We start from the raw sequence: 24,633 nt of genomic DNA, 5'->3' as shown, positions 1-24,633 counted from the left end.
CGCAATTTTCCGCCTTGAACGGAAAATAGGCCTATGCTTAGATGGCTCAAATTTTGATCAGTCCTGCGGGTTACGGACCGATTTTCCGAGCGGGAAAGCACTTCAAACGGAGGCCAGGAAATCAAAATTAGCGAACAGGGCCAGCAAGATAACTGGGATTGGCCTTGATTGCCGGGAGAACGGGAACTCTCCTTCAGGCAGCACTGACGTTCACAACTCCAACGATAAAAACAGGGGAATGACGACATGCATAAATTCCGTATTCTATTGGCAGCATCGGCTGCGGCGCTGGCCTTCCAGGCAGCGCCGGCGCTAGCCGAACGCGGCTCGGACGGTGAGCTCAAGATCCTCTTCTGGCAGGCCGTATCGACGCTCAATCCTTACCTCTCCGGCGGCACCAAGGAGGTCTACAGTGCGTCCATGGTGATCGAGCCGCTGGCACGCTATGACGAGACCGGCACGCTCGTGCCCATGCTCGCCGCGGAAATCCCGACGGTTGAGAACGGCGGCGTCGCCGCCGACCTGAAGAGCATCACCTGGAAGCTGAAACCGGACCTCAAGTGGTCGGATGGCACGCCAGTCACCGCAGACGATGCCATCTTCACCTGGAAATACTGCACGGCGCCGGATGGCGGCTGCGCCCAGGCCGCCTATTACGAAGGCGTGACCAATGTCGAGGCGGTCGATGCCTCCACCATCAAGATCTCCTTCTCCGAGGCCAAGCCCTATCCCTACAGCGCCTTCGTCGGCGCCCAGTCGCCGATCATCCAGGCGGCCCAGTTCAAGGATTGCCTCGGTGCCAAGGCTCCGGAATGCACCGCCGCCAATTTCGGCCCGATCGGCACCGGCCCCTTCGTCGTCAAGGAATTCAAGCCGAGCGACGTCATCACCTTCGAGGCCAATCCGAACTATCGCGACCCGGCCAAGCCCGCTTTCGCCACCGTGACGCTCAAGGGCGGCGGTGATGCGGCATCGGCCGCCCGCGCCGTGCTCGAAACCGGCGAATTCGACTATGCCTGGAACATGCAGGTGGAACCGGAAATCCTCGCCACGATGATGGCAGCCGGCAAGGGAACGCTCGTCACCGCCTTCGGTACCCAGGTAGAGCGCATCGACGTGAACCCCTTTGCCGTCGATTCCTCGCTCGGAGACAAGCGCTCCACCAAGGAGGCAGGCCCGCATCCGGCTCTTTCTGACCCGGCCGTGAAGAAGGCCCTGTCGCTCGCTATCGACCGCGACATCATCGACGAGGCCGGCTACGGCGAATCGGGCCAGCCGACCTGCAACATCCTGCCGGCCCCGGATATCTACAAGTCGACCGACGTCGACTGGTGCCTGAAGCAGGACATCGATGCCGCCAACAAGCTGCTCGACGATGCCGGCTGGGCAAAGGGTCCCGACGGCATCCGTGCCAAGGACGGCGCGAAGCTTTCCTTCCTCTTCCAGACCTCGACCAATTCGGTCCGCCAGGCCGCTCAGGCGCTGATCAAGGACATGTGGTCGCAGATCGGCGTGGAGACCGAATTGCGCAACATTGCCGCCAACGTCTTCTTCGGCGGCGACCCGGCATCCCCGGATACCTTCCAGAAGTTCTATGCCGACGTACAGATGTACACCAACAACTTCGACGGCACCGATCCCGAGAAGTACATGGCCGGCTGGATGTGCGACAAGATCCCGAGCCCCGCGACCGGGTGGCAGGGTGAGAACATCGTCCGCTACTGCAACCCGGAATACGACAAGCTGGTTGTCGAACTCGGCAAGACCGCCAAGATCGAGGACCGCGCCGTCATCGCCAAGAAGTTGAACGACATGCTGACCAACGACGTGGCGCAGATCCCGCTCATCCATCGCGGCAACGTCTCGTCCCATTCCGTCACCCTCGAGGGCGTGCGCATGAATGCCTGGGACAGCGAATTGTGGAACGTCGCTGACTGGAAGCGCAAGAAGTAAGTGCCGTTTCGCCGGGCCTGCATTCCCGCCGGCCCGGCGACCGCCCTCTTCGTGACAGTCAGGGACCCCTCCGATGTTCACCTACACTCTGCGGCGATTGCTGTTTGCAATCCCGACTCTGCTGATTATCAGCTTCATTATCTTCGCTCTGCTGGATCTCGCTCCCAACGATCCCCTTGGCGACCTCCCCCTGACCATTCCGCCCGAAGTTCGCGAACAGATGCGAGCAGCACTGGGCCTGGATCAACCATTCTTCATCCGCTTCCTCAAATGGCTGCAGCAGTTCTTCATCAACGAACCGCTGAACATCTTCGAACAGATCACCGGGATCACCGTCGGCAGCGGCGAGCGCCTGCGCGTTCTGTCCTGGGCCACCCGCAGCCCGGTCGTCGACCTGATCGTCCAGCGCCTGCCGCAGACGCTCTGGGTCGTCGGTCTGTCCTATGTCTTCGGCGTCTTGCTGGCGATCCCGATCGGCGTCATCTCCGCCTACAAGCAGTATTCGGTCTTCGACCAGATCGGCACCTTCGTCTCGATGGTCGGCTATTCGGTCCCGACCTTCTTCACCGGCGTGCTGCTGATCGTCATCTTCAGCTCCTATCTGCAGTGGTTCCCGTCGATCTACGACACCAATCTCGTCGTCAACGACTGGTCGAGCTTCGTCGCGCAAATCAGGCAAATGTTCCTGCCGGTGCTGGTGCTCACCCTCTACAACACCTCGCAGATCAGCCGCTTCGTCCGTGCCTCCATGCTCGACAACCTGCATCAGGACTATGTCCGCACCGCGCGCGCCAAGGGGGTGAAGGAAAAGGTCGTGCTTCTGGTCCACGTGCTGCGCAACAGCCTGATCCCGGTGGTGACGGTCATCGCGCTCGGCGTGCCGACCATCTTTTCCGGGGCCATCATCACCGAGCAGATCTTCCGGGTGAACGGGCTCGGCCAATTGCTGATCACCGCCATCCAGGGCGCCGACATCCCGCTGGTACAGACGCTCACCTTCATCTTCGCGGTGCTGATCGTCCTCTTCAACCTGATTGCCGACGTGCTTTACGGCATTCTCGACCCGAGGATTCGCTATGACTGACGCCCTCGCCACCATCGAAAAGCCTGGCCGCTCGTTTGCCGGCGATCTCTGGCACCAGTTCAGGGCCCATCCGGGCGGCGTCGCGGGCCTGATCGTCTTCGCCTTCATCGTCACCGCGGTCTATTTCGGGCCGTTCATCCACACGATCGACCCGAACAAGATCGACATCAAGGCGAAGAACCAGGGGCCATCATGGGCCCACCCGTTCGGCACCGACAATCTCGGCCACGACATGCTGGCCCAGGTGCTGGCCGGCGGGCAGATCTCGCTGGCCGTCGGCATCACGGCCATGCTTTTGGCCCTGCTGCTCGGCACGCTGGTCGGGGTGCTGTCCGGCTACTTCAAGAGGATCGACGGGTTCTTGATGCGGATCACCGACCTGTTCCTCGCCCTGCCGCTCTTGCCGCTGCTGCTGGTCATCATCATGCTGTTTCGCGATACGCTGCGCGCCGCTTTCGGCCCGGAGAGCGGGATCTTCATCCTGATCGTCTTCGTCATCGGCATCACCAGCTGGATGCACACCGCCCGCATCGTGCGTGGCGACGTGCTGGCCGTCAAAAGCCAGGAATTCGTTCTGGCCGCCAAGGCGAGCGGCATGTGGGAATACCGGGTGATCCTCAAGCATATCCTGCCGAACGTCATGAGCTCGATCATGGTCTCTGCAACCCTCGGCATCGCCTCGGCCATCATCACGGAATCGGCGCTGTCCTTCCTCGGCCTAGGCTTCCCCTCGGACTTCCCGACCTGGGGTCGTCTCTTGTTCGACGGCGCCAACTTCCTGCAGATCAACCCGTCACGCGTGCTCTGGCCGGGCCTGGCCATCTCGCTCACGGTCCTCAGCGTCAACTATATCGGCGACGCGATCCGCGATGCGCTCGATCCGCGGATGATGAAACGCTGAACTCCCTTCTCCCCGACGGGGAGAAGGTGGCCCGAAGGGCCGGATGAGGGGGGCGAAGCCAACCGATCTCAGTGCGCATGGCCCCCTCATCGCCTCGTCCTGAGCGCATCGAAGGGCGCTCGGCACTTCTCCCCGCCGGGGAGAAGAGGGAGCCCGCTCAAACCCCGCTGATGACCTCGATCTTCGAGCCATCGAAGAACCGCGACAGCCGGAACGACGTCGGGTCGACGCAAGGCGTATGCCCCGTCACCAGGTCGGCCATCAGGCGTCCGGCACCTGGGCCGATGCCAAAACCGTGGCCGGAGAAGCCGGTGGCGATGAAGAAGCCGGGAACTTCCTCGACCGGCGAAATCACCGGAACGGCATCCGGCGACACGTCGATATAACCCGCCCAGCGCTGCTCGATCTCCGCCTTGGCGAAGACCGGGTAGTCCTTTTTCAACTGGGCCAGCGCATGATTGGTCCACTTGTCCGAGGGCTTCGGATCGAGCACCCGGCAGCGCTCGAACGGCGTTTCCTCGTCCATGCGCCAGCGCTGGGCCATGCGGCCTTCTTCCAGGAAGCGGCCGGAAACGCGGAAGCGCAGCGAGCGCCATTCGCTCTTCAGCGCCGGCAGGAACTTCAGCATGTAGCGGAAGCTGTCCGGCACGACTTCGACGATGTTATCGTAGCGCGAGGCGATGGTATAGCCGCCGTCCTGGCGCTTGCGGAAGGCGAAGTCGCGGCCATAGAGCGTCTGTTCCGGCCCGCCTTCGATCGGCTTGGTGCGGATGACGGTGTTCATCACCTTCAGCTGCGGCAGGTCGATCCCGGCATTGCGGGCAAACAGGCTCGACCAGGCGCCGCCGGCGAGCACGACTGAACTGCAGGCGATCGAGCCGCGCTCGGTCACCACACCGGCGATCTTTCCGCCCGAGGTCTCGATGCCGCGCACCGCGCAGTTCGTCAGGATATGCGCGCCCTTGTCGCGTGCGGCCTCGGCGATCGCCGGTGCGGCCTTCTGGGGCTCCGCGCGGCCGTCGGACGGGGTATAGAGCGCACTCTTGAAGTCGTGCTTCATGCCCGGATAGAGCCCGCTGAATTCCGGTCCGTCGATCATCCGCGACTTCATCTGGTAGTCGCTGAGAATGTCCGGCCATTCGGCGTTCTTGGCTTCGTACTTCTCGTCCATCGAGGCAAAGACGATGCCGCATTGCTTGTAGCCGGTGTCGCGCCCGATGCGTTGGTCGAGCCCCTGCCAGATGCGGATCGCCTCGGCCATCAGCGGCACTTCGCGCGGATCGCGCCAGGAAATGCGCACCCAGCCCCAGTTTCGGCTCGACTGTTCCTCGCCGATGCCGCCCTTTTCGCACAGCGCCACCGACACCCCGCGTTCGGCCAGCTCCAGCGCCGTCGACACGCCGATAATGCCGCCACCGATGACGACGACGTCGACGCGGGCAGGCATATGCGCGTCACCTTGAACGGGAACGACCTTGGGACCGGGCATGGGGAATGAACTCCTGGAAGACAAAAGGGTCCGGCAGGCGGGGAAGGACGTCAGTTGGCTGCCGGTGCAATGGTCAAGCTATAGCACCGGCGGATCGCTTCGTCACGCCAGCCGGTGACATGACGCGTTCCAAAGGCGACAGGACAGTCCCTGTCTTGTCCCTTAGTGATACTTTGCCTTCTCGACCGTCAGGATATGGTCCGCATCGAGCGCCGCGATTGGCAGGTCGGTATTGGCCGGTATGTCACCGGACAGCTGCAGTGCCAGATAGCGGCCGCAGCAGACGCGCAGGAACGAGGTGAAATTGCCGAGATCATGTCCGGCGTCGATCGATTCATGATAGAGCTTGGCGATCAGCTGGATCACGGTCATGCCGTCGCGGCGGCCAACCTCCTCCAGCGTCATCCAGAAGAAGTTCTCCAGCCGCACGCTGGTCACCATGCCGTCGATCCGGAGCGACTTCGTCTGGCTTTCCCAGAGGGCCGGATCGGCCTGGATGAAGAGCTTGCACATGGTTTCCTCCCGAATGTGCGGTCCTCGACGTGGATGCGACCCTATCGCGAAACGGCGGAACGCGCAAAGCCCCGCCGTTTCGGCAAAAGGTCGAGGATCAGGCGGAAAGCACCGCCATGAACTGCTTCAGCCACGCCGGATGGGCCGGCCAGGCGGGCGCGGTCACCAGCTTGCCGTCGGTGAAGGCCGCATCGATGGCGATCTCCGCATAGGTGCCACCGGCGAGTTCCACTTCGGGACGGCAGGCCGGATAGGCCGAGCAGGTGCGGCCTTCGAGCACGCGGGCGGCCGCCAGGATCTGCGCGCCATGGCAGACGGCGGCAACCGGCTTGTCGGCCTCGAAGAAGTGCTTCACGGCGGCGATCACCTCGGGATCGAGGCGCAGATATTCCGGCGCCCGGCCGCCCGGAATGAGCAGCGCGTCATAGTCCGATGCCTTGACGTCCGCGAAGGTGGCGTTGAGCGCGAAATTGTGGCCGCGCTTTTCCGTATAGGTCTGGTCGCCTTCGAAATCATGGATCGAGGTGGCAATCGTCTGGCCGGCCTTCTTGCCGGGGCAGACGGCATGCACGACGTAACCGCAGGCCAAGAGCGTCTGGAACGGCACCATGGTCTCGTAGTCTTCGGCAAAGTCGCCGACAATCATCAGGATCTTCTTCGACATGTCATCCTCCCGTTCTGGAATGTCGGGAGCACGCTAGCAAAGCGACGGCAGCGGCGGGTATTATCGCCATACTACAGCGTATATTTTGCTGCCGACTGCGTAGAACGGGTCAAAACGTAGCCCGCTTGACCTGCTGCTGACCGCAGGGTAATCCCATATGAAAACACCTGTGGCGGCTCCGGCCTTTCGTCTTCTCTCCTCGGGGAGAAGTGCGGAGCGTATGCGAGGCGATGAGGGAGCTGCCCGCGACGCCTTTTGCGCTTCGCGCCCCCCTCATCCGGCCCTGCGGGCCACCTCTGCCGGCCCTTCGCCCAAGCTCAGGGCGTTCGTCATTCGAAACGATTCACTGGATCGTTTCGCCGGCTGCGCCGACCATTCCTCACCCCCGGCGGGGAGAAGAGGGAGCCCGCTTCGCGCACCGCTCACAGTCCATATGTGATTGCCCTGCTGCTGACCATGAAGCCGCTTGATTCCGATCACGGACGAGGCCAATCTCCGCGCATATTTTCAGGGCCATAGGTGCTTCCCATCGAACCGAAGTGCATAAGAGGAGCGACGTGACGTCCCAACTCAATCTTCTCACCGATGTCGAGGGCGTTGCCGTCGGCCATGCGACCGACCTGAAGCTCGGCTCGGGCGTGACCGTGATCGTCTTCGACCGGCCGGCCACGGCCTCGGGCAGCGTGCTCGGCGGGGCGCCAGGCGGGCGCGAGACGGCACTGCTCGATCCTGCGATGACGGTGGAAGCGGTCGATGCCTTCGTGCTGTCGGGTGGATCGGCCTTCGGCCTCGATGCCGCCGGCGGCGTACAGGCGGGGCTCCGCGCCATCGGCCGGGGCTTCCCGGTCGGCGATGTCCGCGTGCCGATCGTGCCGCAGGCGATCCTGATGGACCTGCTCAACGGCGGCAACAAGGACTGGGGCCTGCATTCGCCCTATCGCGACATGGGCTATGACGCCTTCATGGCGGCAAGGCACGGTCCGTTCGAGCTCGGCAGCGTCGGCGCCGGCACCGGTGCGACGACGGCCACCTTCAAGGGCGGTCTCGGCTCGGCCAGCGCCATGACCAGCGGCGGCCATACCATCGCCGCGCTTGCCGCGGTCAATGCCATGGGCTCGGCGACGATCGGCGACGGCCCGTTCTTCTGGGCAGCCCCCTTCGAACTGGACGACGAGTTCGGCGGTATCGGCCTGCCGGCCAATTTCTCCTCGCCCGATACTATCCTGCGCGCCAAGGGCATCAACCTCACCGCCACCACGATCGGCGCCGTCGTCACCGACGCGGCGCTGACCAAGGCGCAGACCCACCGCCTGTCGATCATGGCCCATGACGGGCTTGCCCGCGCCGTGCTGCCTGCCCACCTTCCGGCCGACGGCGACACGATCTTCTCCGCCGCGACCAATCGCCGGCCGCTCGCCAGTTCCGCCGATTTCATGGAGCTCTGCCACCTCGCCACCCTCGTCATGGCCCGCGCCATCGCCCGCGGCGTCTTCGAGGCGACCTCCCTGCCCGTGGAGGGAGCGCAGGCTTCCTGGCGCGACCGCTACGGTTGAACCAAGGGGTGTCCCCCATGGCCTTGGCGGGCAATTGACAGGTGGCAGAGGTGGCGCCCGCAAGGCGGCATTAAGGCTGCGACACGGCTTTGATTGAATCCCGCCCGTGAGTGATTATATTGCATTGCAGCAAACCTTGCTGCGCCGCGCGAGCCCCCCTGGCACGGTCGCATACCCGTTACAAAGCCGGGTTATCCGTTGCAACCGAAACGCAGAATGCGGACTGGAGACGATCACATGTCGATATCGAGCATGATCAGGGCCGCCGATCCTACCCATGCCAACATGGACACGGCACTCGACGCTCTCGGTTTCGACGACGGCTCACAGGCCGCCGGTTTCGAAGCTCTGACACGGATGAACGAGGCGCTGATCGCGCCGTTCACCGGCGGCATTTCGCCGGCTGCCCTGTCGCTTGCCGTCTATGACTGGGCGGTCCATCTCGGCATGGCGCCGGGCAAGCGGCTGGAACTGGCGCAAAAGGCCGTGCGCAAGGGCAACCGCCTTGCGGCCCATCTGGCGGCCGCCGCCGTCGACCCCCAGACGCCGCCCTGCATCGAGCCCCTGCCCGGCGACGACCGGTTCAACGGCGAGGAATGGCAGCACTTTCCCTACAATGTCTTGGCGCAGTGCTTCCTGCTGAACCAGCAATGGTGGCACAATGTCACCAAGGATGTGCCGGGCGTCGCGCCGCATCATGAAGACGTGATCTCGTTCGCCACGCGCCAGATTCTCGACATGTTCTCACCCTCGAACTACCCGCTAACCAATCCCGTGGTACTGAAGCGGGCTGCCGAGACAGGCGGGATGAACTTTCTCCAGGGTATCAGCAATTTCGTCGAGGACACCAACCGCCAGCTGACGCAGCAACCCGTCGCCGGAACCGAGGCCTTCCAGCCGGGCAAGACGGTCGCCATCACTCCGGGCCGCGTCGTCTACCGCAACCGCCTGATCGAACTCATCCAGTATTCCCCGGCAACCGACACGGTCCATGCCGAACCGATCCTGATCGTTCCCGCCTGGATCATGAAATACTACATCCTCGACCTCTCGCCGGAAAACTCGTTGATCCGCTACCTGGTTTCCCAGAGCCATACCGTATTCTGCATATCCTGGCACAATCCGACCGCCGCCGACCGCGACTTGAGCCTGGACGACTATCGCCGGCTCGGCGTCATGGCCGCAATCGACGCGATCAACGCCATCGTGCCGGACCGCAAGGTGCATGCCACCGGCTATTGCCTCGGCGGCACGCTGATGTCGATCGCCGCGGCCGCCATGGCGCGGGCGAAGGACGACCGGCTGGCATCTGTGACGCTGTTTGCCGCCCAGACGGATTTCAGCGAACCGGGCGAGCTCGCCCTCTTCATCGACCACAGCCAGCTGCATTTCCTCGAAAGCGTGATGTGGAATCGCGGCTTCCTCTCCGCCGACCAGATGGCCGGGGCCTTCCAGCTTCTGCGCTCCAACGATCTCGTCTGGTCGCGCATTGTGCACGACTACCTGATGGGCGAACGCACGCCGCTCAACGACCTGATGGCCTGGAATGCCGACACCACCCGCATGCCCTTCCGCATGCACGCGGAATATCTCCAGCGGCTCTACCTCGACAACGAACTTGCCTCTGGCCGCTTCATGGTCGACGAGCGTCCGGCCGCGCTGCAGAACATTCGCGCGCCGGTCTTTGCCGTCGGCACCGAGCGCGACCATGTGGCGCCCTGGAAATCGGTCTACAAGATCCACTACCTGACCGACACAGACGTGACTTTCGTGCTGACCAGCGGTGGCCACAATGCCGGTATCGTCAGCGAACCGGGCCATCCGCATCGCCACTTCCGCATGACGACGAAGAAGGCCGTCGACCCTTGCGTCAGCGCCGAGGAATGGATGGCCGAATGCTCGTCGCAGGAGGGTTCCTGGTGGCCGGCTTGGTCGGCCTGGCTTGCATCCCATTCGTCAGCGGATAAGGTCGCTCCGCCGTCTATGGGATCGAGCGAAAACGGTTACGTCGCAAAGGAAGCCGCCCCCGGCACCTACGTCCATCAGAGATAGAGTAGCCATGAACCAGTCCCTGCTTACGAACCGCACCTTCGACGAGCTGAAGGTCGGCGACAGCGCCACGATCGCGCGCACCATCGGTCGCGAAGACATTGAGCTGTTCGCGCTCGCCTCCGGCGATTTCAATCCCGCCCATGTCGACCCCAAATTCGCCGAGAAGGACTTCTTCGGCCACATCATCGCCCACGGCATGTGGACGGCGGCCATGGTCTCGGCCGTGCTCGGCACCAAGCTGCCCGGCCCCGGCACGATCTATCTCGGCCAGGAACTGCGTTTCCAGAAGCCGGTCTTCCCGGGCGACACGATCACCGCCACCGTCACGGTGACCGAGAAGCGTGTCGACAAGCGCATCGTCGTGTTCGACACGCGCTGCATCAACCAGCACGGCGAGGATGTGCTGAGCGGCCAGGCAACTGTGATTGCCCCCTTCGAGCGGGTTGAGTGGCCGCAGGTCGCCCTTCCGGCCGCCGTGGCGCAGCACCACGACCGCTTCGAGGACATCATCGCCGAGGCGCGCGCCTTGCCCCTTGTCAGGACAGCGCTCGTCCACCCCTGCTCGCCCGAGGCAATCCAGGCGGCGCTCGAGATCCGCGACGAGAACCTGCTCGACCCGGTCCTGATCGGTCCGGAAGCCAAGATCCGCGCCGCCGCCGAAAAGGCCGGCGCCTCGCTGGACGGCTTCGAGATCATTTCGGTCGAGCACAGCCATGCCGCAGCCGAGAAGGCGGTGGAGTTGGCGGTCGCCGGCAAGGTCTCGACCCTGATGAAGGGCAGTCTCCATTCCGACGAACTGCTGGGCGCCATCGTCGCGGCCGGCTCGGGGCTCAAGACCGAACGACGCATCAGCCATGTCTATGCCATGGACGTGCCGGCCTACGAAAAGCTGCTGGTGGTGACCGACGCGGCGATCAATATCGCCCCTACCCTCGACCACAAGCGCGACATCTGCCAGAACGCCATCGACCTTTTGCGACTGCTCGGCAATCCCAATCCGAAGGTCGCCGTGCTCGCCGCAGTCGAGACGGTCAACGACAAGATGCAGGCGACGCTCGACGCGGCAGCGCTGACCGTCATGGCAGCGCGCGGCCAGATCACCGGCGGCAGCGTCGACGGGCCGCTTGCCTTCGACAATGCCATCAGCTTCGAAGCCGCCCGCACCAAGGGCATCGTCTCGCCGGTCGCCGGCCAGGCCGACATCCTGCTCGTGCCGGATCTCGAAGCCGGCAACATGCTGGCCAAGCAATTGCTCTATTTCGCCGGCGCCGATGCCGCCGGCCTCGTGCTCGGCGCCCGCGTGCCGATCATCCTCACCAGCCGCTCCGACAGCCTCAAGGTCCGCATCGCCTCGGCCGCGCTTGCCAAGCTCGTCGCCGCCAAGCGCGCGGCGCAAGGGCTGCCGGCCCAATGAAGGAAAAGCTGCTCCTCACCTTCAATGCCGGCTCCTCGACGGTGAAGATCGGCCTCTTCCAGCGTGTGGACGGCAAGGCGCAGCGTATCGGCAAGGGCATGATCGACTTCCGCCACAAGCCGCTGACCTTCCACCTGGTCGAAGGACCGGAAGTGTTCGACGTACCGCTCGAGGCCGAAGGCGGTGACGTGCTGCATGAGGTGCTGGACGAAACCTTCGGCTGGCTCGCCGACCATTTCGACATCGATGCCGTTACCGCCGTCGGCCACCGCGTCGTGCACGGCGGCGACGGCTTTTCCGGCCCGGTACTGATCGATGATTCAGCACTCGCCGAAATCGCCGCGCTCACCCCGCTCGCGCCGCTCCACCAGCCGCAGAACCTGCGCCTGATCGAGGCAGTCCGCCACCTGAAGCCGCATCTGCCGCAGACTGCCTCCTTCGACACCGCCTTCCACCGCACCCAGTCTGCGACCGTGCAGCGCTTCGCCATTCCGCGCCAATATTTCGACCAGGGCATCAAGCGCTACGGCTTCCACGGTCTGTCCTACAAGTACATCGCCGGGGCCCTGTCGAAGTTCGGCCCGGATCTCGCCAGGGCGCGAACCGTCGTCGCCCATCTCGGCAGCGGCGCCAGCATTTGCGCGATCAAGGACGGCTTGAGCCGCGACAGTTCCATGGGCTTCTCGACCATCGACGGCATCCCGATGGCGACCCGCTCCGGCGCGCTCGATCCAGGCGTGATCTTCCACTTCATGGCGCGCCTGGGTCTGACGCGCGAAGAGGTGGAGGACATCGTCTACCACAAGTCGGGTCTGATCGGCCTCTCCGGCATCAGCGCCGACAGCCGCGTGCTGCTCGAGAGCAGCGCCGCGGAGGCCGCCGAAGCGATCGACGTGTTTACCTTCCGCATCGCCGGCGAGGTCGCAAGGCTGTCCGCCACCATCGGAGGGCTCGACACCCTGGTCTTCACCGCCGGCATCGGCGAGAACCAGCCGCCGGTCCGCCGCGCCGTGTGCGAACGCCTCGCCTTTCTCGGCGTCGAACTGGACGAGAGCGCCAACGCCGCCAATGCCCCGACCATTTCGGCCACCAGCTCAAGTGTGCGGGTGATGGTGATCGAAACCGACGAGGAACAGGTGATCGCGGACGAAGCGCTGTCGGTCCTTCAGCAGGAGCAATGAACGCATGTCCTTGACGAACCTTGCAGGAAAACGCGGCCTTGTGGTCGGCATCGCCAACGAGATGAGCATCGCCGCGGGCTGCGCCGAGGCCTTTCGCGCTGCCGGCGCCGAACTTGCCGTTACCTATCTCAACGAAAAGGCCGAGCCCTTCGTCCGGCCGGTCGCCGAAAAGCTCGGTGCGGCCCTGCTCGTTCCACTCGACGTGCGCATTCCCGGCCAGATGGAAGCGGTGTTCGACCGGATCGAACGCGAATGGGGCAAGCTCGACTTCGTCCTGCATTCCATCGCCTTTGCCCCGCGCGAGGATCTGCACACCAGCGTCGTCAACTGCTCGGCCGAAGGCTTCGCCATGGCGATGGATGTCTCCTGCCATTCGTTCATCCGCATGGCCAAACTCGCCGTTCCGCTGATGAAGGATGGCGGCAGCCTCATGACGGTGAGCTTCTACGGCGCCGACCGGGTGGTCGAGAACTACAACATGATGGGCCCGGTCAAGGCCGCGCTGGAATCGAGCGTGCGCTATCTCGCCGCCGACCTCGCCGAAAGCCGAATACGCGCCTATGCGATCTCGGCCGGCCCGGTTAAGACTCGCGCAGCCTCCGGCATCGACCGCTTCGATGCGCTGCTCGACAAGGTGCGCGAACGCACGCCCGCCCATCGCCTCGTCGGAATCGACGAGATCGGCCAGATCGCCGCCTTTCTCGCCAGCGACGCCGGCGCGCCGATGACCGGTTCGGTGATCTATGCCGATGGAGGCTTCCACACGGTCGCCTGAACAGTGCCAACCCGACACAGAACCTTCACGGAGCGCGTCTAAGCACGGTCCTCGAACAGGTGCACGCGAGTCGGCGGACCGCCGCCGCTACGCCCCATCCAGAAGGAAGTTCGGACGATGCTGATGAATGTCGTGTCTGAAAGCCGTGAACCGGGCGAGAAAGTCCCGCTCGTCATCGGCAATGCGCGGATCGTGCTGGCCGATGAGGTCGTCCATGGCACGGTCGTGGTAGAGGATGGCCGGATCGTTTCCGTCGAAGCCGGCTCGCCTGTCGCCGGTGCACTGGATTTCTCTGGCGACTACCTGCTGCCCGGCCTCGTCGACATCCATACCGACCATTTCGAAAAGCACGTCTTTCCCCGCCCGCACGTCCGCTGGGATTATATGCGCGCCGCCCTTTCCCACGATGCCCAGATCATCGGCGGCGGCGTCACCACCGTGTTCGACAGCCTTTGCGTCGGCGTCTCCTCGGAGGACAGCGAGCGGGCGGCGATCCTCGGGCCCATGATCGACGTGCTGGAGCGCGCCCAGGCCGCCGGCATGCTACGCGCCGAGCATTTCGTCCACCTGCGCTGCGAGGTCGTCGACCCGCGCACGCCGGAACTCACGGCCGCCAATATCGACCGGCCGCTGGTGCGCGTCGTCTCGGTGATGGAGCATCTGCCCGGCATCCGCCAGAGCCGCGACATGGACGCCTACGTCAACCGCCTGCAGAAGGCAGGGGGCGAAAGCGAGGCGATCATCCGCGACCGCATCGCCCAGATGGTGGCCGAGAAATCGGACATCGGCCGCACGGTCCGCCCCGAGGTCGTGGCGCTCGCCCGCGCCCGCGGCCTGCCGCTCTTGAGCCATGACGACACCGACATCGAACATGTCGATCTCGCGGCCGACGAGGGCGTGGCGATCTCCGAATTTCCCTGCACGCTGGAAGCGGCCCGCGAGGCCCGCGCCCGGTCCATGCTGATCGTCGGCGGTGCGCCCAACATTGTGCGCGGCGGTTCGCAGTCCGGGAATGTCGCGGTGCGCGACCTGCTGGAGGAAAGGCTCATCGACATCCTCGCCTCGGATTACGTGCCGCGCTCGATGCTCGATGCCGCCTTCCTGATCGCCAGCGACCCGGCCCTCGACTACGACCTGGCCGCAGCCGTGCGCATGGTGACCAAGGCGCCCGCCGAAGCCGCAGGCCTTGCCGACCGCGGCGAGATCGCCGCGGGCAAGCGCGCCGACCTGATCCGTGTCGGCGAGCATGACGGCCATCCGTACCTGAAAGCCGTGTGGCGCAAGGGGCACCGGGTCGCCTGATCGCTCAGGCTTCCCGCACGAACCCCTCGCTGGCGGTCAACAGCTGGCGCGTATAGTCGGTGGAAAACTCCCGCGAGCGCAATTGCGCCACGTCGAGTGCCTCCACCACCTTGCCGGTCTTCATCACCGCCAGCCGCTCGCACATATGGCTGATCACCGCCAGGTCATGGCTGACCATGACAAAGGTCAGGCCACGATCGCGGCGCGCCTGTTCGAGCAGGTTGAGGATTTCGGCCTGGATCGAGGCGTCGAGCGCCGAGGTCGGCTCGTCGAGCAGCAACACCTTCGGTTCGACGATCAGTGCCCTCGCAACGGCGATGCGTTGCCGCTGGCCGCCGGACAGCTGGTGCGAGAAACGAAAGCGGAAGCCGGAGCCCAGCCCCACTTCGTCCAGCGCCCGCGCGATGCGCGTCTCGGTATCGGTGAAGCCGTGAATGGCCAGCGGCTCCAGCAGCAGCCGGTCGACCGTCTGGCGCGGATGCAGCGAACCATAGGGGTCCTGGAACACCATCTGCACCGTGCGATAGAACTCATGGTCGCGCTTGTGACCGGTGAAACTGCGGCCATTGACGGTCAGCGTGCCACTGTCGAAACGGTTGAGGCCGGCAACGGCGCGCAGCAGCGTCGACTTGCCCGAGCCGGATTCGCCGACAATGCCGAAGGACTCGCCCGCGGCGATGTCGAGGCTCACCTCGTCGAGCGCCCGAAAGCCGCTGAAAGTGACGAGCATGTCGCGGATGGAAAGGGCCGGTACGGTCATAGCGCCCACTCCGCCTGGCGTTCGAGGACGGGCAGCGGATGCCGGTCCGCATGGATCTGCGGTAGGCAGTTCAGCAGACCGCGCGTATAAGGATGCTGCGCCTCGGACAGCCGCGACGCCGGCAGCTCCTCGACCACGCGGCCGGCATACATGACCAGCACCCGGTCGCAGAAGGACGAGACGAGCCGCAGGTCGTGGCTGATGAAGATCAGCCCCATACCGCGCTCGGACACCAGCTTGTCGAGGATCGCCAGGATTTCGAGCTGTACGGTGACGTCGAGCGCCGACGTCGGCTCGTCGGCGATCAGCAGTTCAGGGCCGCAGACCAGCATCATGGCGATCATGATGCGCTGGCCCATGCCGCCCGAGACTTCATGCGGATAGAGCCCGAAAACGCGTTCCGGATCGCTGATCTGCACCGCTTCCAGCATGGCAAGCGCCCGCTGGCGGGTCTCGGCGTTGGAAAGGCGTTCATGGGTATGCAGGGTTTCCATGATCTGCCGGCCGATCTGCATGACCGGGTTCAACGAATATTTCGGGTCCTGCAGGATCATGGCGATCTTCTTGCCGCGCAACGAACGCCGCTCGCGCTTCGAGATCGACAGGAGATCGGTGTCGCCAAAGGAAAGCGTGTCGGCGGTGATCCTCGCATGGCCGGGGGTAAGCCCCATGATGGCGCGCCCGGTCTGCGACTTGCCGGAACCGCTCTCGCCGACGATGCCGAGCCGCTCCTTGCCAAGGGTGAAATTGACGCCGCGCACGGCCTCGATGAGGCCAGTGCGGGTCGGGAAGCTGACTTTCAGGTTTTGAACGGTGAGGAGCGGCGTCATTGGCCGGCCTCCTTCGGATCGAGCGCGTCGCGCAGCCCGTCGCCCAGCAGGTTGAAGCCGAGCGAGACGATCAGGATGGCAAAGCCCGGCATGGCCGCGACCCACCACTGGTCGAGGATGAAGCGGCGGCCCGACGCGATCATCGCGCCCCATTCCGGCAGCGGCGGCTGGGCGCCGAGACCGAGAAAGCCGAGGCCCGCCGCAGTCAGGATGATGCCGGCCATGTCGAGCGTGACGCGGACGATCAACGACGACATGCACAGCGGCATGATGTGCGAGATGACGATGCGCAGCGGCGATGCGCCCATCAGCTTGACCGCGGCGATGAAATCCGAATTGCGGAAGGTCAGCGTCTCGGCCCGCGCGATGCGCGCGTAAGGAGGCCATGACGTGATCGCGATGGCAAGCACCGCGTTCTCGATGCCCGGCCCCAGCGCCGCAACCAGCGCCAGCGCCAGCACGAGCTTCGGGAAGGCGAGGAAGATGTCGGTGATGCGCATCAGCACGGCATCGACCCAGCCTCCGGCATAGCCGGACACCGTGCCGACGATCAGCCCGATCGGCGCGGCAATGATCGCCACCAGAAAGATGACGAAGAGCGTCAACCGCGAGCCGTATATCAGCCGCGAGAGAATGTCGCGGCCCTGGTCGTCGGTGCCGAGCAGGTAGCCGACCGTGCCGGGCGGCAAAAGCCGGGCATTGCGCAGGTCCCCCTGTACTGGCGAATGCGGCGCCAGCACGTCGGCGAAGGCGGCGACGAACAGCAGGCCGATCAGGATCAGCAGGCCGAGCACCGCCAGACGGTTCTCGGAAAAGCGCCGCCAGATGATGTAGAGCCGGCCGAGCCGGGCCTGCCGGCGCGATTGCGGACGGTCGGAGAGCAGCCAGTCGCGCAGGCTCTGTTTGGTTTGGATGTCGGTCTGGCTCATCGGCTGCGCGTCCTCGGGTCGAGTGTCCGATAGAGGATATCGGTCAGAAGGTTGATGCCGATGAACACGGCGCCGATGACCATGGTGCCGCCCAGGACGGCATTCATGTCGGCATTCTGCAGCGAATTGGTGATGTAGAGGCCAAGCCCCGGCCAGGAGAAGATCGTCTCGGTCAGCACCGAGCCCTCGAGCAGGCCGGCATAGGAGAGCGCGATCACGGTCACCAGCGGCACGGCGGCATTGCGCAGCGCGTGGAACCAGATGATCCGCGTCTCCGACAGGCCCTTGGCCCGCGCCGCGACGATATATTCCTGGCTGAGCTCGTTCAGCATGAAGGAACGGGTCATCCGGCTGATATAGGCGAGCGAGAAATAGCCGAGCAGCGATCCGGGCAGGATGATGTGACGGAACAGGTCCCACACCACGTCCCACTGGCGTTGCCAGGCGGCATCGAGAAGGAAGAAGCCGGTGACCGGCGTGAACGAGTATTCGTAGACGATGTCCACGCGTCCCGGATAGGCGACCCAGTTGAGCTTGGCATAGAAGAATACCAGCGCCAGAAGACCGAGCCAGAAGATCGGCACGGAATAGCCGATAAGCCCGATGACGCGGACGATCTGGTCGGCGATCGAGCCGCGCTTGACCGCGGCGAGCACGCCGAGCGGTATGCCGAAGACGGCACCGATCAGCGTGCCCACGCTGGCAAGCTCGATGGTCGCCGGAAATACCCGGAGAATGTCGGTCATCACCGGATTGGTGGTCAGCACCGAAGTTCCGAAGTCGCCGGAAAGCGCCTGTCGGACATAGATGAAAAACTGCTGGTAGAGCGGCAGGTTGAGGCCGAGTTCCTCGCGCACGCGCTCGACGACATGGGCGGGCGCCCGGTCGCCGACAATGGCGAGCGCCGGATCGATCGGAACGACGCGGCCGATGAAGAAGGTCACGGCCAGAAGGCCGAGATAGGTCGTCACCACGGTCACGAGGAACCGCAGCAACGACATGGCGAAGGCCGAGGCGCCGGCGCCGGAGCGCCGCGCCTCGGTTTTTGTCTCGAGAAGGGCCAAGAACCTCAGTCCTTGGATACGGTGTAGACGAAGTTGGTGTCGAAGCTCGGGCCGAGCTTGTAGCCCTTCAGCTTGTCCGAATAGCCGGCCACTTCCGTCTGCTGGAAGATGACGACGAACGGACCGGTCGTCAGCACCTGCTTCTGCAGGTCTTCATAGATCGCGGCGCGCGCGGCCGAATCCTTCTCCAGAAGCGCGGCCTGGGTCTTCTTCGTCAGTTCCGGAACGTCCCAGGCATTGCGCCAGGCGAGCGTCTTGGTCTTGCCTTCGTCCGAATTGTCGGGGTTGTAGGTGAAGGTCTCGGCATTGGAGTTCGGGTCGAAATAGTCCGAGCCCCACTGGCCGATATAGATGTCGTGCTGGCGGGCGCGATACTTGGTCAGCGTCTGCTTGCCGTCGCCGGGGATGATTTCCAGCTTGATGCCGGCCTGGGCGAGCGTCTGCTGGACATTTTCGGCAATGCCGGTGACCGGCTGGGTGTTGCGCACGTCCATGCTGACGGTGAAGCCGTCGGCCAGACCGGCCTTGGCCAGCAGTTCCTTGGCCTTGGCGACGTCGAGCTTGTAGGGCTTGTCGTCGAGGGCGCCGAGCTGGCCGGCCGGCAGGAAGGTCTGGTGGATCGTGCCGATGCCCTTGATCAGGGTCTCGCCGATCGCGTCATAGTCGACCAGGTACTTGAAGGCTTCGACCACTTCCGGCTTGGCCAGGTTCTCGTTCTTCTGGTTGAGGCTGAAATAGTAGAGCGTGCCCTTCGGAGCCGAGGTAAGAGCGATGCCCTCCTTCTTGGAAACCGCATCGACATCGCCCGGCTCGAGGTTGCGGGCCACGTCGACATCACCGTTCTCCAGCGCCAGGCGCTGGCCGGCGCTTTCCTTCATGTGGCGGTAGATCACGCGGGCAAGGGCCGGCTTCTCGCCGAAGTAATTGTCGTTGCGCTCCAGCACGACAACCTCATTGGCGCGCCATTCGCGGATCTTGTACGGGCCGGAGCCGGCATAGCCGGTCTTGAGGAACTCGTTGCCGAAATCGGTATCATATTTGTATTCGGCGGTCGGCGTCACGGCCTTGGCGTTGTCCATCACGACCTTCTTGTCGAGGACGGAGGTCACAGTGGAGGTCAGCACGTTGAGCACGAAGCTCGGCGCATAGGCCTTGTCGACGGACAAAACGAAGGTCGTCTCGTCGGCGGCCTTGGCCTTGTCCGCGACATTGTCGCCGTTGAGGCCGAACTGGGTAAGCAGGAAGGCCGGCGACTTGTCGAGCTTGACGGCGCGCTCGAAGGAGAAGGCGACGTCTTCGGCGGTGATCGGATTGCCCGAGGCGAATTTCAGGCCCGGCTTCAGCTTGAACGTATAGGTCATGCCGTCTTCGGAGATCGTCCAGCTCTCGGCCAGTTCGCCGACGACCTTCGACGTGTGGTTCATGTCGAGATTGACGAGCTTGCTATAGGTGTTGGCGGTCACCTCGGCGGTCGAGATCTCGAAGGCTTCGCCCGGATCGAGTGTGATGATGTCGTCGAAGGCCCAGCCCTGCACCAGCGTGTCGGCCGGCGTCGCGGCGAAGGCCTGCGGCGCGGCAGCCATGAGCAGCGCCATGGCCGCGCTGGTGGTCAGCAGACGCATGGACTTGTTGAAGGAATGTATCATTTTGTCGTTCCCCTGTTTTTCCGATTGGTCTTTTTCAAAGCGCCCGCAGCCTATTCGTGCCAGGCGGACGCCAGAACTCTCAGCCAGTTCTCCCGGCATATCTTGGCAAGGTCCTGATCAGCGTATCCGGCGGCTTTCAGGGCCGCAACCAGTTTCTGATTGCCGCCCGCATCGGCTATTTCGGCCGGAATCGTCGCGCCGTCGAAGTCGGAACCGAGCGCCACGCAGTCGATCCCCATGCGCTCGACCATGTAGTCGACATGGCGCACCATGGCGCTGATCGGCGTATCCGCATCGTCCCTCGCATCGTCGCGCAGCATGGTCACGGCATAGTTGAGGCCGACCAGGCCGGCGCTTTCCTTGATCGCGTCGAACTGCTTGTCCGTGAGGTTGCGCGCCACCGGCGTCAGCGCATGGACATTGGAATGGCTGGCGACCAGCGGCTGGTCGCTGGTCTTGGCCACGTCCCAGAAGCCCTTTTCCGTGATGTGGGCAAGGTCGACCAGGATGCCGAGCCGATTGCAGGCCTTCACCAGTTCGAAGCCGGCATCCGTGAGGCCCGGCCCGGCATCGGGCGATGCGGGATAGGCGAACGGCACGCCATGGCCGAAGATGTTGTTGCGGCTCCACACCGGCCCGAGCGACCGCAATCCGGCCGCATGGAAGGTCTCTAGCGCGTCGAGATCCTCACCGATCGCCTCGCAGCCCTCCATGTGCATGACCGCGGCGAAAATGCCGTCGTCCATCGCCTTGCGGATCTCGCCGGTCGAACGGCACAGCCGCCAGGCGCCAGCCCGGTCGAGCCGAAGGGCGATCGAGGCCATGCCGAGAGCGATGTCAAGCGACGGCTGGCGCTCGAGCGGTTCTTCGAGCGGCGTGGAATAATGCCCCTCGGCGTCGGGCTCCTTCAACGAGAAGTCGCCGTCGGAGGGAATGTAGATGGCACAAAGCCCACCGGCCAGCCCGCCCGCCTTGGCGCGCGGCCCGTCGATATGGCCTTCCCTCGTACCATCGACGAACTCTACGACCGGATCGACCCCGTTCGCCCGTCCCCGCCAGAGCCGAAGCAGGACGTCGTTGTGACCGTCGAAAACCCGTTCCATGAAGAGAAATTCCTGCCGTCCAAGAGCGAAGATGATTGTCCCGGAACGACTGCACAGACGTTCCCGGCACGATAGGCACAGCGGCCGAGACCGCTTGTTGAACTAACGTAGAACTAAATCGCGCGCCGGTTCAAGCCAAAAAAAAGCGATTGCGAACAAGGCGATGCGCGCAGGAGTAGCAGGCCCGCCTCCGCCCCGCGCAACCGGGGCTCCCTGTTTCATCGGGCACGATTGCGGACCTTTCGGCCGCCCGGCGAGGGTCGCTCAAAATTTGCTCCGCATGGCGAAATAAAAATGGTCAAGCGACCAAATTTGCGGCACGATACCAAAATTCCGCCCTGCGCGGGATCGGGCTTGGAGGAGCCCGCAGTGGAGCAACGCCTTTGCGCATCGCTGAATTTCAGCGGGTTCAGAGGGCGCGCAGGCTCCGATCGGGAGGAGACGAGGAGGAGATAGTCACATCATAGCGCGTGGCACGCTTATTGCGTCGCCATGATCGACGAGCCGACCGGGCGCGACAGCAGGCCGGCCATGCCGGAACGCGACCTGTTGCCGGAAAAGATCCATTTCAAACCTGGGGATATTTCTTGAGTTCGACATCGAAGAAGGCCGCAATCGAAATCCGGGACGTCGGCCGCGTCTATGGCGCCGGCGCCGGTCAGGTCACCGCGCTCGACCGTATCAACCTGACGATCCGCGAGAACGAATTCTTCACCCTGCTCGGCCCATCCGGCTGCGGCAAGACCACGCTTTTACGGCTGATCGCCGGTTTCGACTTTCCGACGAACGGCGAGATCCTGCTGAACGGCGAGGACATCGCTCCGCTGCCGCCGTTCAAGAGGCCGGTCAACACCGTGTTCCAGTCCTATGCCCTCTTCCCGCACATGACGGTTTCCGAGAACATCGGCTTCGGCCTGAATATGCTCGGCAAGCCCGCGGCCGAGGTCAAGGCGCGCGTCGACGAGATGCTGGCCCTCGTCCATATGGAATCGATGCGCGACCGCTCGGTCGCCCAGATCTCCGGCGGCCAGCAACAGCGCGTCGCGCTTGCCCGCGCGCTGGCGCCGAAGCCGAAGGTCCTGCTGCTCGACGAACCGCTCTCGGCGCTGGACTACAAGCTGCGCAAGGAGATGCAGATCGAGCTGAAGCGGGTCCAGGCCGAGACCGGCATCACCTTCATCTTCGTCACGCACGACCAGGAAGAGGCGCTCACCATGTCCGACCGCATCGCCGTCATGTCGAACGGCGAGGTGCGCCAGGTCGGCTCGGCCCACGAAATCTACGAGCGCCCCGCCGACCGCTTCGTCGCCGACTTCATCGGCGAGTCGAACTTCCTCGCCGGCGATGTGGTCGATCTCGGTGAAAGCACGGCCACCGTCCGGCTGACCGCCGGTACCGTCATCGAAGCCTCGCTTCCGGGAGACATGCGCCCGTCCGGCCAGGTCACCATCGTCGTGCGCCCCGAACATGCCTCGCTCGCCGAGCCCGGCGCCGGCAGTTTCGACGGCGTGCTCGCCGACGCCATCTATTTCGGCACCGACACGCATTTCCACATCCTGCTCAACAGCGGCGACAGCTTCATCGTGCGTGAACAGAACATGCGCAACAGCACCGTGGCGCATGAGAAGGGTGCGCGCGTCGCTGTCCGTCTCGGCCCACAGGCCGCGCAGATCCTCAAGGGGTAGAGGCCATGAGCACCGCCGCCGAAGCCGCCACCGCGGCAAAAGCCAAGGACATCCGCGATCGCTGGCTGCTCAGCGCCCCCGCCCTGCTCCTCATTGCACTGGCCAGCGTCGGCCCGCTGCTGATCGTGCTGATCTATTCCTTCCTCGCGCCGGGCCCCTATGGCGACGTGAAATGGGAATTCTCGACGGAGGCCTGGTTCAACGTCTTCCTGTCGCGCGACATCTTCGACGACACGATCTCGATCGCCGACGCCCATGTCTCGATCCTCTGGCGCTCGATCAAGCTGGCCGTCGCCACCACCATCATTTCGCTGATCTTCGGCTTCCCCACGGCCTATTTCATCGCCAGCCGACCGTCCCATATCCGCTCGGTCTGGCTGTTCCTGATCACCATCCCCTTCTGGACCAACATGCTGATCCGCGCCTTCGCCATCCAGGAGGTGATCCGCAACGAGGGGCTCGCCAACACCGTCCTGATGAAGCTCGGCGTCATCTCAGCGCCGATCCAGATGCTCTACACCGATTTCGCCATCCTGCTCGGCATGGCCTATGTCCACCTGCCGCTGATGGTGCTGCCGCTTTATGCCAGCATGGAAAAGCTCGACTTCCGCCTGGTCGAGGCCGGCTACGATCTTTATGCCACCCGCTTCCAGGTGCTTCGCCGCATCATCGTGCCGCTGGTGAAACCCGGCATCATTGCCGGCTCGATCCTGGTCTTCATCCCAGCGCTGTCGTCCTACGTCATCCCGCGCATCCTCGGCGGCGGCAAGAACCTGATGATCGGCAACCTGATCGAGCTGCAGTTCGGCCAGGGTCGCAACTGGCCGCTCGGGGCCGCGCTGTCGATCACCCTGGTGATCATCGTGCTCGCCGCCATGCTCTACTATGTGAAGAATGCCGGAAAGACCGGAGGCGGCCATGCATAAGGGCTTCAACATCCGCACGCAGACGGGCTTCGCCACGATCGCCATGCTGTGCTTCTTCATCCTCTACCTGCCGATTGCCACCCTGGTCGTCTTCGCCTTCAATTCCGGCACCTCGATCGCGCTCTGGGAGGGCTTCTCGCTGCGCTGGTTCGCCGCGGCGTGGAATAACCAACAGGTCATCGAAGCCTCGATCCGCTCGGTGAAGATTGCCGCCGTCGCCGCCGTGATCGCAACTGCGGTGGCCACCCTCGCGGCCATTGCCACGACCCGCACCGCCCCCTATCGCGGCCTGACCTTCAAATATTCCTTCCTCAACATGCCGCTGATGGTGCCGGAAATCGTCACCGCCGTTGCGCTGCTGATCTTCTTCTCGCGCGTCAAGGTCTGGACCGGCTATTCCGGACTCGGCTATCTGATCCTGGCCCACACGGCCTTCTGCATCCCGTTCGCCTACCTGCCGATCCGCGCTCGTCTGGAGAGCATGGACCTGGCGCTGGAGCGTGCCGCGGCCGACCTTTACGCGCCGCCGTTCAAGGTATTCCGCCATGTCACCCTGCCGCTGCTGTGGCCCGGCATCCTTGCCGGCCTGATGCTGGCCTTCGTCATCTCGCTCGACGACGTGGTGATCACCGAATTCGTGAAATCCGGCGGTCAGGACACGCTCCCGACCTACATGCTCGGCCAGTTGCGCCGTGCCATCACGCCGGAGATGAATGCCATCTCGACAGTCTTTCTGCTGCTGTCGCTGGCGGTTGTCACGATCTTCTTCTTCCTCAGCAGATCCAACGAGAAAACCGAGTAGAAACAGG

The 24,633-nt window shown here is 64.0% G+C and carries 21 protein-coding genes; 12 read left to right on the top strand and 9 right to left on the bottom strand.

Annotated elements, in window-relative coordinates; genetic code table 11:
- Window positions 1-246: 246 nt before the first annotated feature.
- The 3 genes from DYZ14_RS04900 (at window position 247) to DYZ14_RS04890 (ending at window position 3,938) form a co-directional block, all read left to right on the top strand.
- Complete coding sequence (locus DYZ14_RS04900) at window positions 247-1,953, top strand: peptide ABC transporter substrate-binding protein (protein WP_154719651.1); 1,707 nt, start codon at window positions 247-249, stop codon at window positions 1,951-1,953.
- Window positions 1,954-2,026: 73 nt separating this feature from the next.
- Window positions 2,027-3,037, top strand: a complete 1,011-nt coding sequence (locus DYZ14_RS04895) for an ABC transporter permease (RefSeq protein ID WP_154719650.1) — start codon at window positions 2,027-2,029, stop codon at window positions 3,035-3,037.
- Complete coding sequence (locus DYZ14_RS04890) at window positions 3,030-3,938, top strand: ABC transporter permease (protein WP_154719649.1); 909 nt, start codon at window positions 3,030-3,032, stop codon at window positions 3,936-3,938. Before DYZ14_RS04895 ends, DYZ14_RS04890 begins: the two co-directional genes overlap by 8 nt.
- 157 nt (window positions 3,939-4,095) lie before the next feature.
- Here DYZ14_RS04890 and DYZ14_RS04885 read toward each other — a convergent pair whose 3' ends face one another.
- From DYZ14_RS04885 to DYZ14_RS04875, 3 genes are all read right to left on the bottom strand, one after another.
- Complete coding sequence (locus tag DYZ14_RS04885) at window positions 4,096-5,427, bottom strand: NAD(P)/FAD-dependent oxidoreductase (protein ID WP_154719648.1); 1,332 nt, start codon at window positions 5,425-5,427, stop codon at window positions 4,096-4,098.
- Between the two features lie 162 nt (window positions 5,428-5,589).
- Window positions 5,590-5,940 carry a ribbon-helix-helix domain-containing protein gene (locus DYZ14_RS04880; protein WP_154719647.1) on the bottom strand — a complete coding sequence of 117 codons (351 nt, stop codon included), beginning with the start codon at window positions 5,938-5,940 and terminating at the stop codon, window positions 5,590-5,592.
- A 97-nt stretch (window positions 5,941-6,037) separates the two neighbouring features.
- A complete protein-coding gene (locus DYZ14_RS04875; protein ID WP_195949827.1) occupies window positions 6,038-6,604 on the bottom strand; it encodes a DJ-1/PfpI family protein in 567 nt (188 codons plus the stop codon).
- A gap of 557 nt (window positions 6,605-7,161) precedes the next feature.
- Here DYZ14_RS04875 and DYZ14_RS04870 point away from each other — a divergent pair.
- The 6 genes from DYZ14_RS04870 (at window position 7,162) to DYZ14_RS04845 (ending at window position 14,881) form a co-directional block, all read left to right on the top strand.
- Entirely contained in the window at window positions 7,162-8,157 is a 996-nt protein-coding gene (locus tag DYZ14_RS04870; RefSeq protein WP_154719646.1) for a P1 family peptidase, read from the top strand.
- A 237-nt stretch (window positions 8,158-8,394) separates the two neighbouring features.
- The gene (locus tag DYZ14_RS04865) at window positions 8,395-10,209 is read left to right on the top strand and encodes a PHA/PHB synthase family protein (RefSeq protein ID WP_445292271.1); all 1,815 of its coding nucleotides are present in this window, start codon (window positions 8,395-8,397) and stop codon (window positions 10,207-10,209) included.
- Window positions 10,210-10,216: 7 nt separating this feature from the next.
- Entirely contained in the window at window positions 10,217-11,623 is a 1,407-nt protein-coding gene (locus DYZ14_RS04860) for a bifunctional enoyl-CoA hydratase/phosphate acetyltransferase (RefSeq protein WP_154719645.1), read from the top strand.
- Window positions 11,620-12,804: an acetate/propionate family kinase gene (locus DYZ14_RS04855; RefSeq protein WP_154719644.1), complete on the top strand. Its 1,185-nt coding sequence runs from the start codon at window positions 11,620-11,622 to the stop codon at window positions 12,802-12,804. The genes DYZ14_RS04860 and DYZ14_RS04855 overlap by 4 nt, the downstream gene beginning before the upstream one ends.
- Before the next feature lie 4 nt (window positions 12,805-12,808).
- Window positions 12,809-13,579 (top strand): enoyl-ACP reductase FabI, encoded by a 771-nt coding sequence (gene fabI / locus DYZ14_RS04850; protein ID WP_154719643.1) that lies wholly within the window; start codon window positions 12,809-12,811, stop codon window positions 13,577-13,579.
- 117 nt (window positions 13,580-13,696) lie between these two features.
- A complete protein-coding gene (locus DYZ14_RS04845; RefSeq protein WP_154719642.1) occupies window positions 13,697-14,881 on the top strand; it encodes an alpha-D-ribose 1-methylphosphonate 5-triphosphate diphosphatase in 1,185 nt (394 codons plus the stop codon).
- Window positions 14,882-14,885: 4 nt separating this feature from the next.
- Here the strand turns inward: DYZ14_RS04845 and DYZ14_RS04840 are convergent, their stop codons facing one another.
- From DYZ14_RS04840 to DYZ14_RS04815, 6 genes are all read right to left on the bottom strand, one after another.
- Window positions 14,886-15,641, bottom strand: a complete 756-nt coding sequence (locus tag DYZ14_RS04840; RefSeq protein ID WP_154719641.1) for an ABC transporter ATP-binding protein — start codon at window positions 15,639-15,641, stop codon at window positions 14,886-14,888.
- A complete protein-coding gene (locus DYZ14_RS04835) occupies window positions 15,638-16,471 on the bottom strand; it encodes an ABC transporter ATP-binding protein (protein WP_154719640.1) in 834 nt (277 codons plus the stop codon). The genes DYZ14_RS04840 and DYZ14_RS04835 overlap by 4 nt, the downstream gene beginning before the upstream one ends.
- Window positions 16,468-17,400 carry an ABC transporter permease gene (locus DYZ14_RS04830; protein ID WP_154719639.1) on the bottom strand — a complete coding sequence of 311 codons (933 nt, stop codon included), beginning with the start codon at window positions 17,398-17,400 and terminating at the stop codon, window positions 16,468-16,470. The genes DYZ14_RS04835 and DYZ14_RS04830 overlap by 4 nt, the downstream gene beginning before the upstream one ends.
- On the bottom strand, window positions 17,397-18,401 hold the full coding sequence (locus DYZ14_RS04825; protein WP_419178283.1) for an ABC transporter permease: 1,005 nt from the start codon (window positions 18,399-18,401) through the stop codon (window positions 17,397-17,399). Before DYZ14_RS04825 ends, DYZ14_RS04830 begins: the two co-directional genes overlap by 4 nt.
- A 68-nt stretch (window positions 18,402-18,469) precedes the next feature.
- The gene (locus tag DYZ14_RS04820; protein WP_154719638.1) at window positions 18,470-20,110 is read right to left on the bottom strand and encodes an ABC transporter substrate-binding protein; all 1,641 of its coding nucleotides are present in this window, start codon (window positions 20,108-20,110) and stop codon (window positions 18,470-18,472) included.
- Between the two features lie 50 nt (window positions 20,111-20,160).
- Window positions 20,161-21,213: a dipeptidase gene (locus DYZ14_RS04815; protein ID WP_154719637.1), complete on the bottom strand. Its 1,053-nt coding sequence runs from the start codon at window positions 21,211-21,213 to the stop codon at window positions 20,161-20,163.
- Between the two features lie 587 nt (window positions 21,214-21,800).
- Between DYZ14_RS04815 and DYZ14_RS04810 the strand changes: the two genes are divergently transcribed.
- The 3 genes from DYZ14_RS04810 to DYZ14_RS04800 are packed head-to-tail and all read left to right on the top strand — an operon-like array spanning window position 21,801 to window position 24,626.
- Entirely contained in the window at window positions 21,801-22,898 is a 1,098-nt protein-coding gene (locus DYZ14_RS04810; protein ID WP_154719636.1) for an ABC transporter ATP-binding protein, read from the top strand.
- Between the two features lie 5 nt (window positions 22,899-22,903).
- Entirely contained in the window at window positions 22,904-23,824 is a 921-nt protein-coding gene (locus DYZ14_RS04805; protein ID WP_154719635.1) for an ABC transporter permease, read from the top strand.
- A complete protein-coding gene (locus DYZ14_RS04800; protein WP_154719634.1) occupies window positions 23,817-24,626 on the top strand; it encodes an ABC transporter permease in 810 nt (269 codons plus the stop codon). Before DYZ14_RS04805 ends, DYZ14_RS04800 begins: the two co-directional genes overlap by 8 nt.
- The last annotated feature ends 7 nt before the right edge of the window (window positions 24,627-24,633 follow it).

The sequence above is a fragment of the Ciceribacter sp. T2.26MG-112.2 genome, assembly GCF_900492205.1.
GTDB lineage: Bacteria > Pseudomonadota > Alphaproteobacteria > Rhizobiales > Rhizobiaceae > Allorhizobium > Allorhizobium naphthalenivorans_A.
The sequence above is the reverse complement of the archived record's forward strand: the minus strand, read 5'-3'. Positions and strand labels throughout refer to the sequence as shown.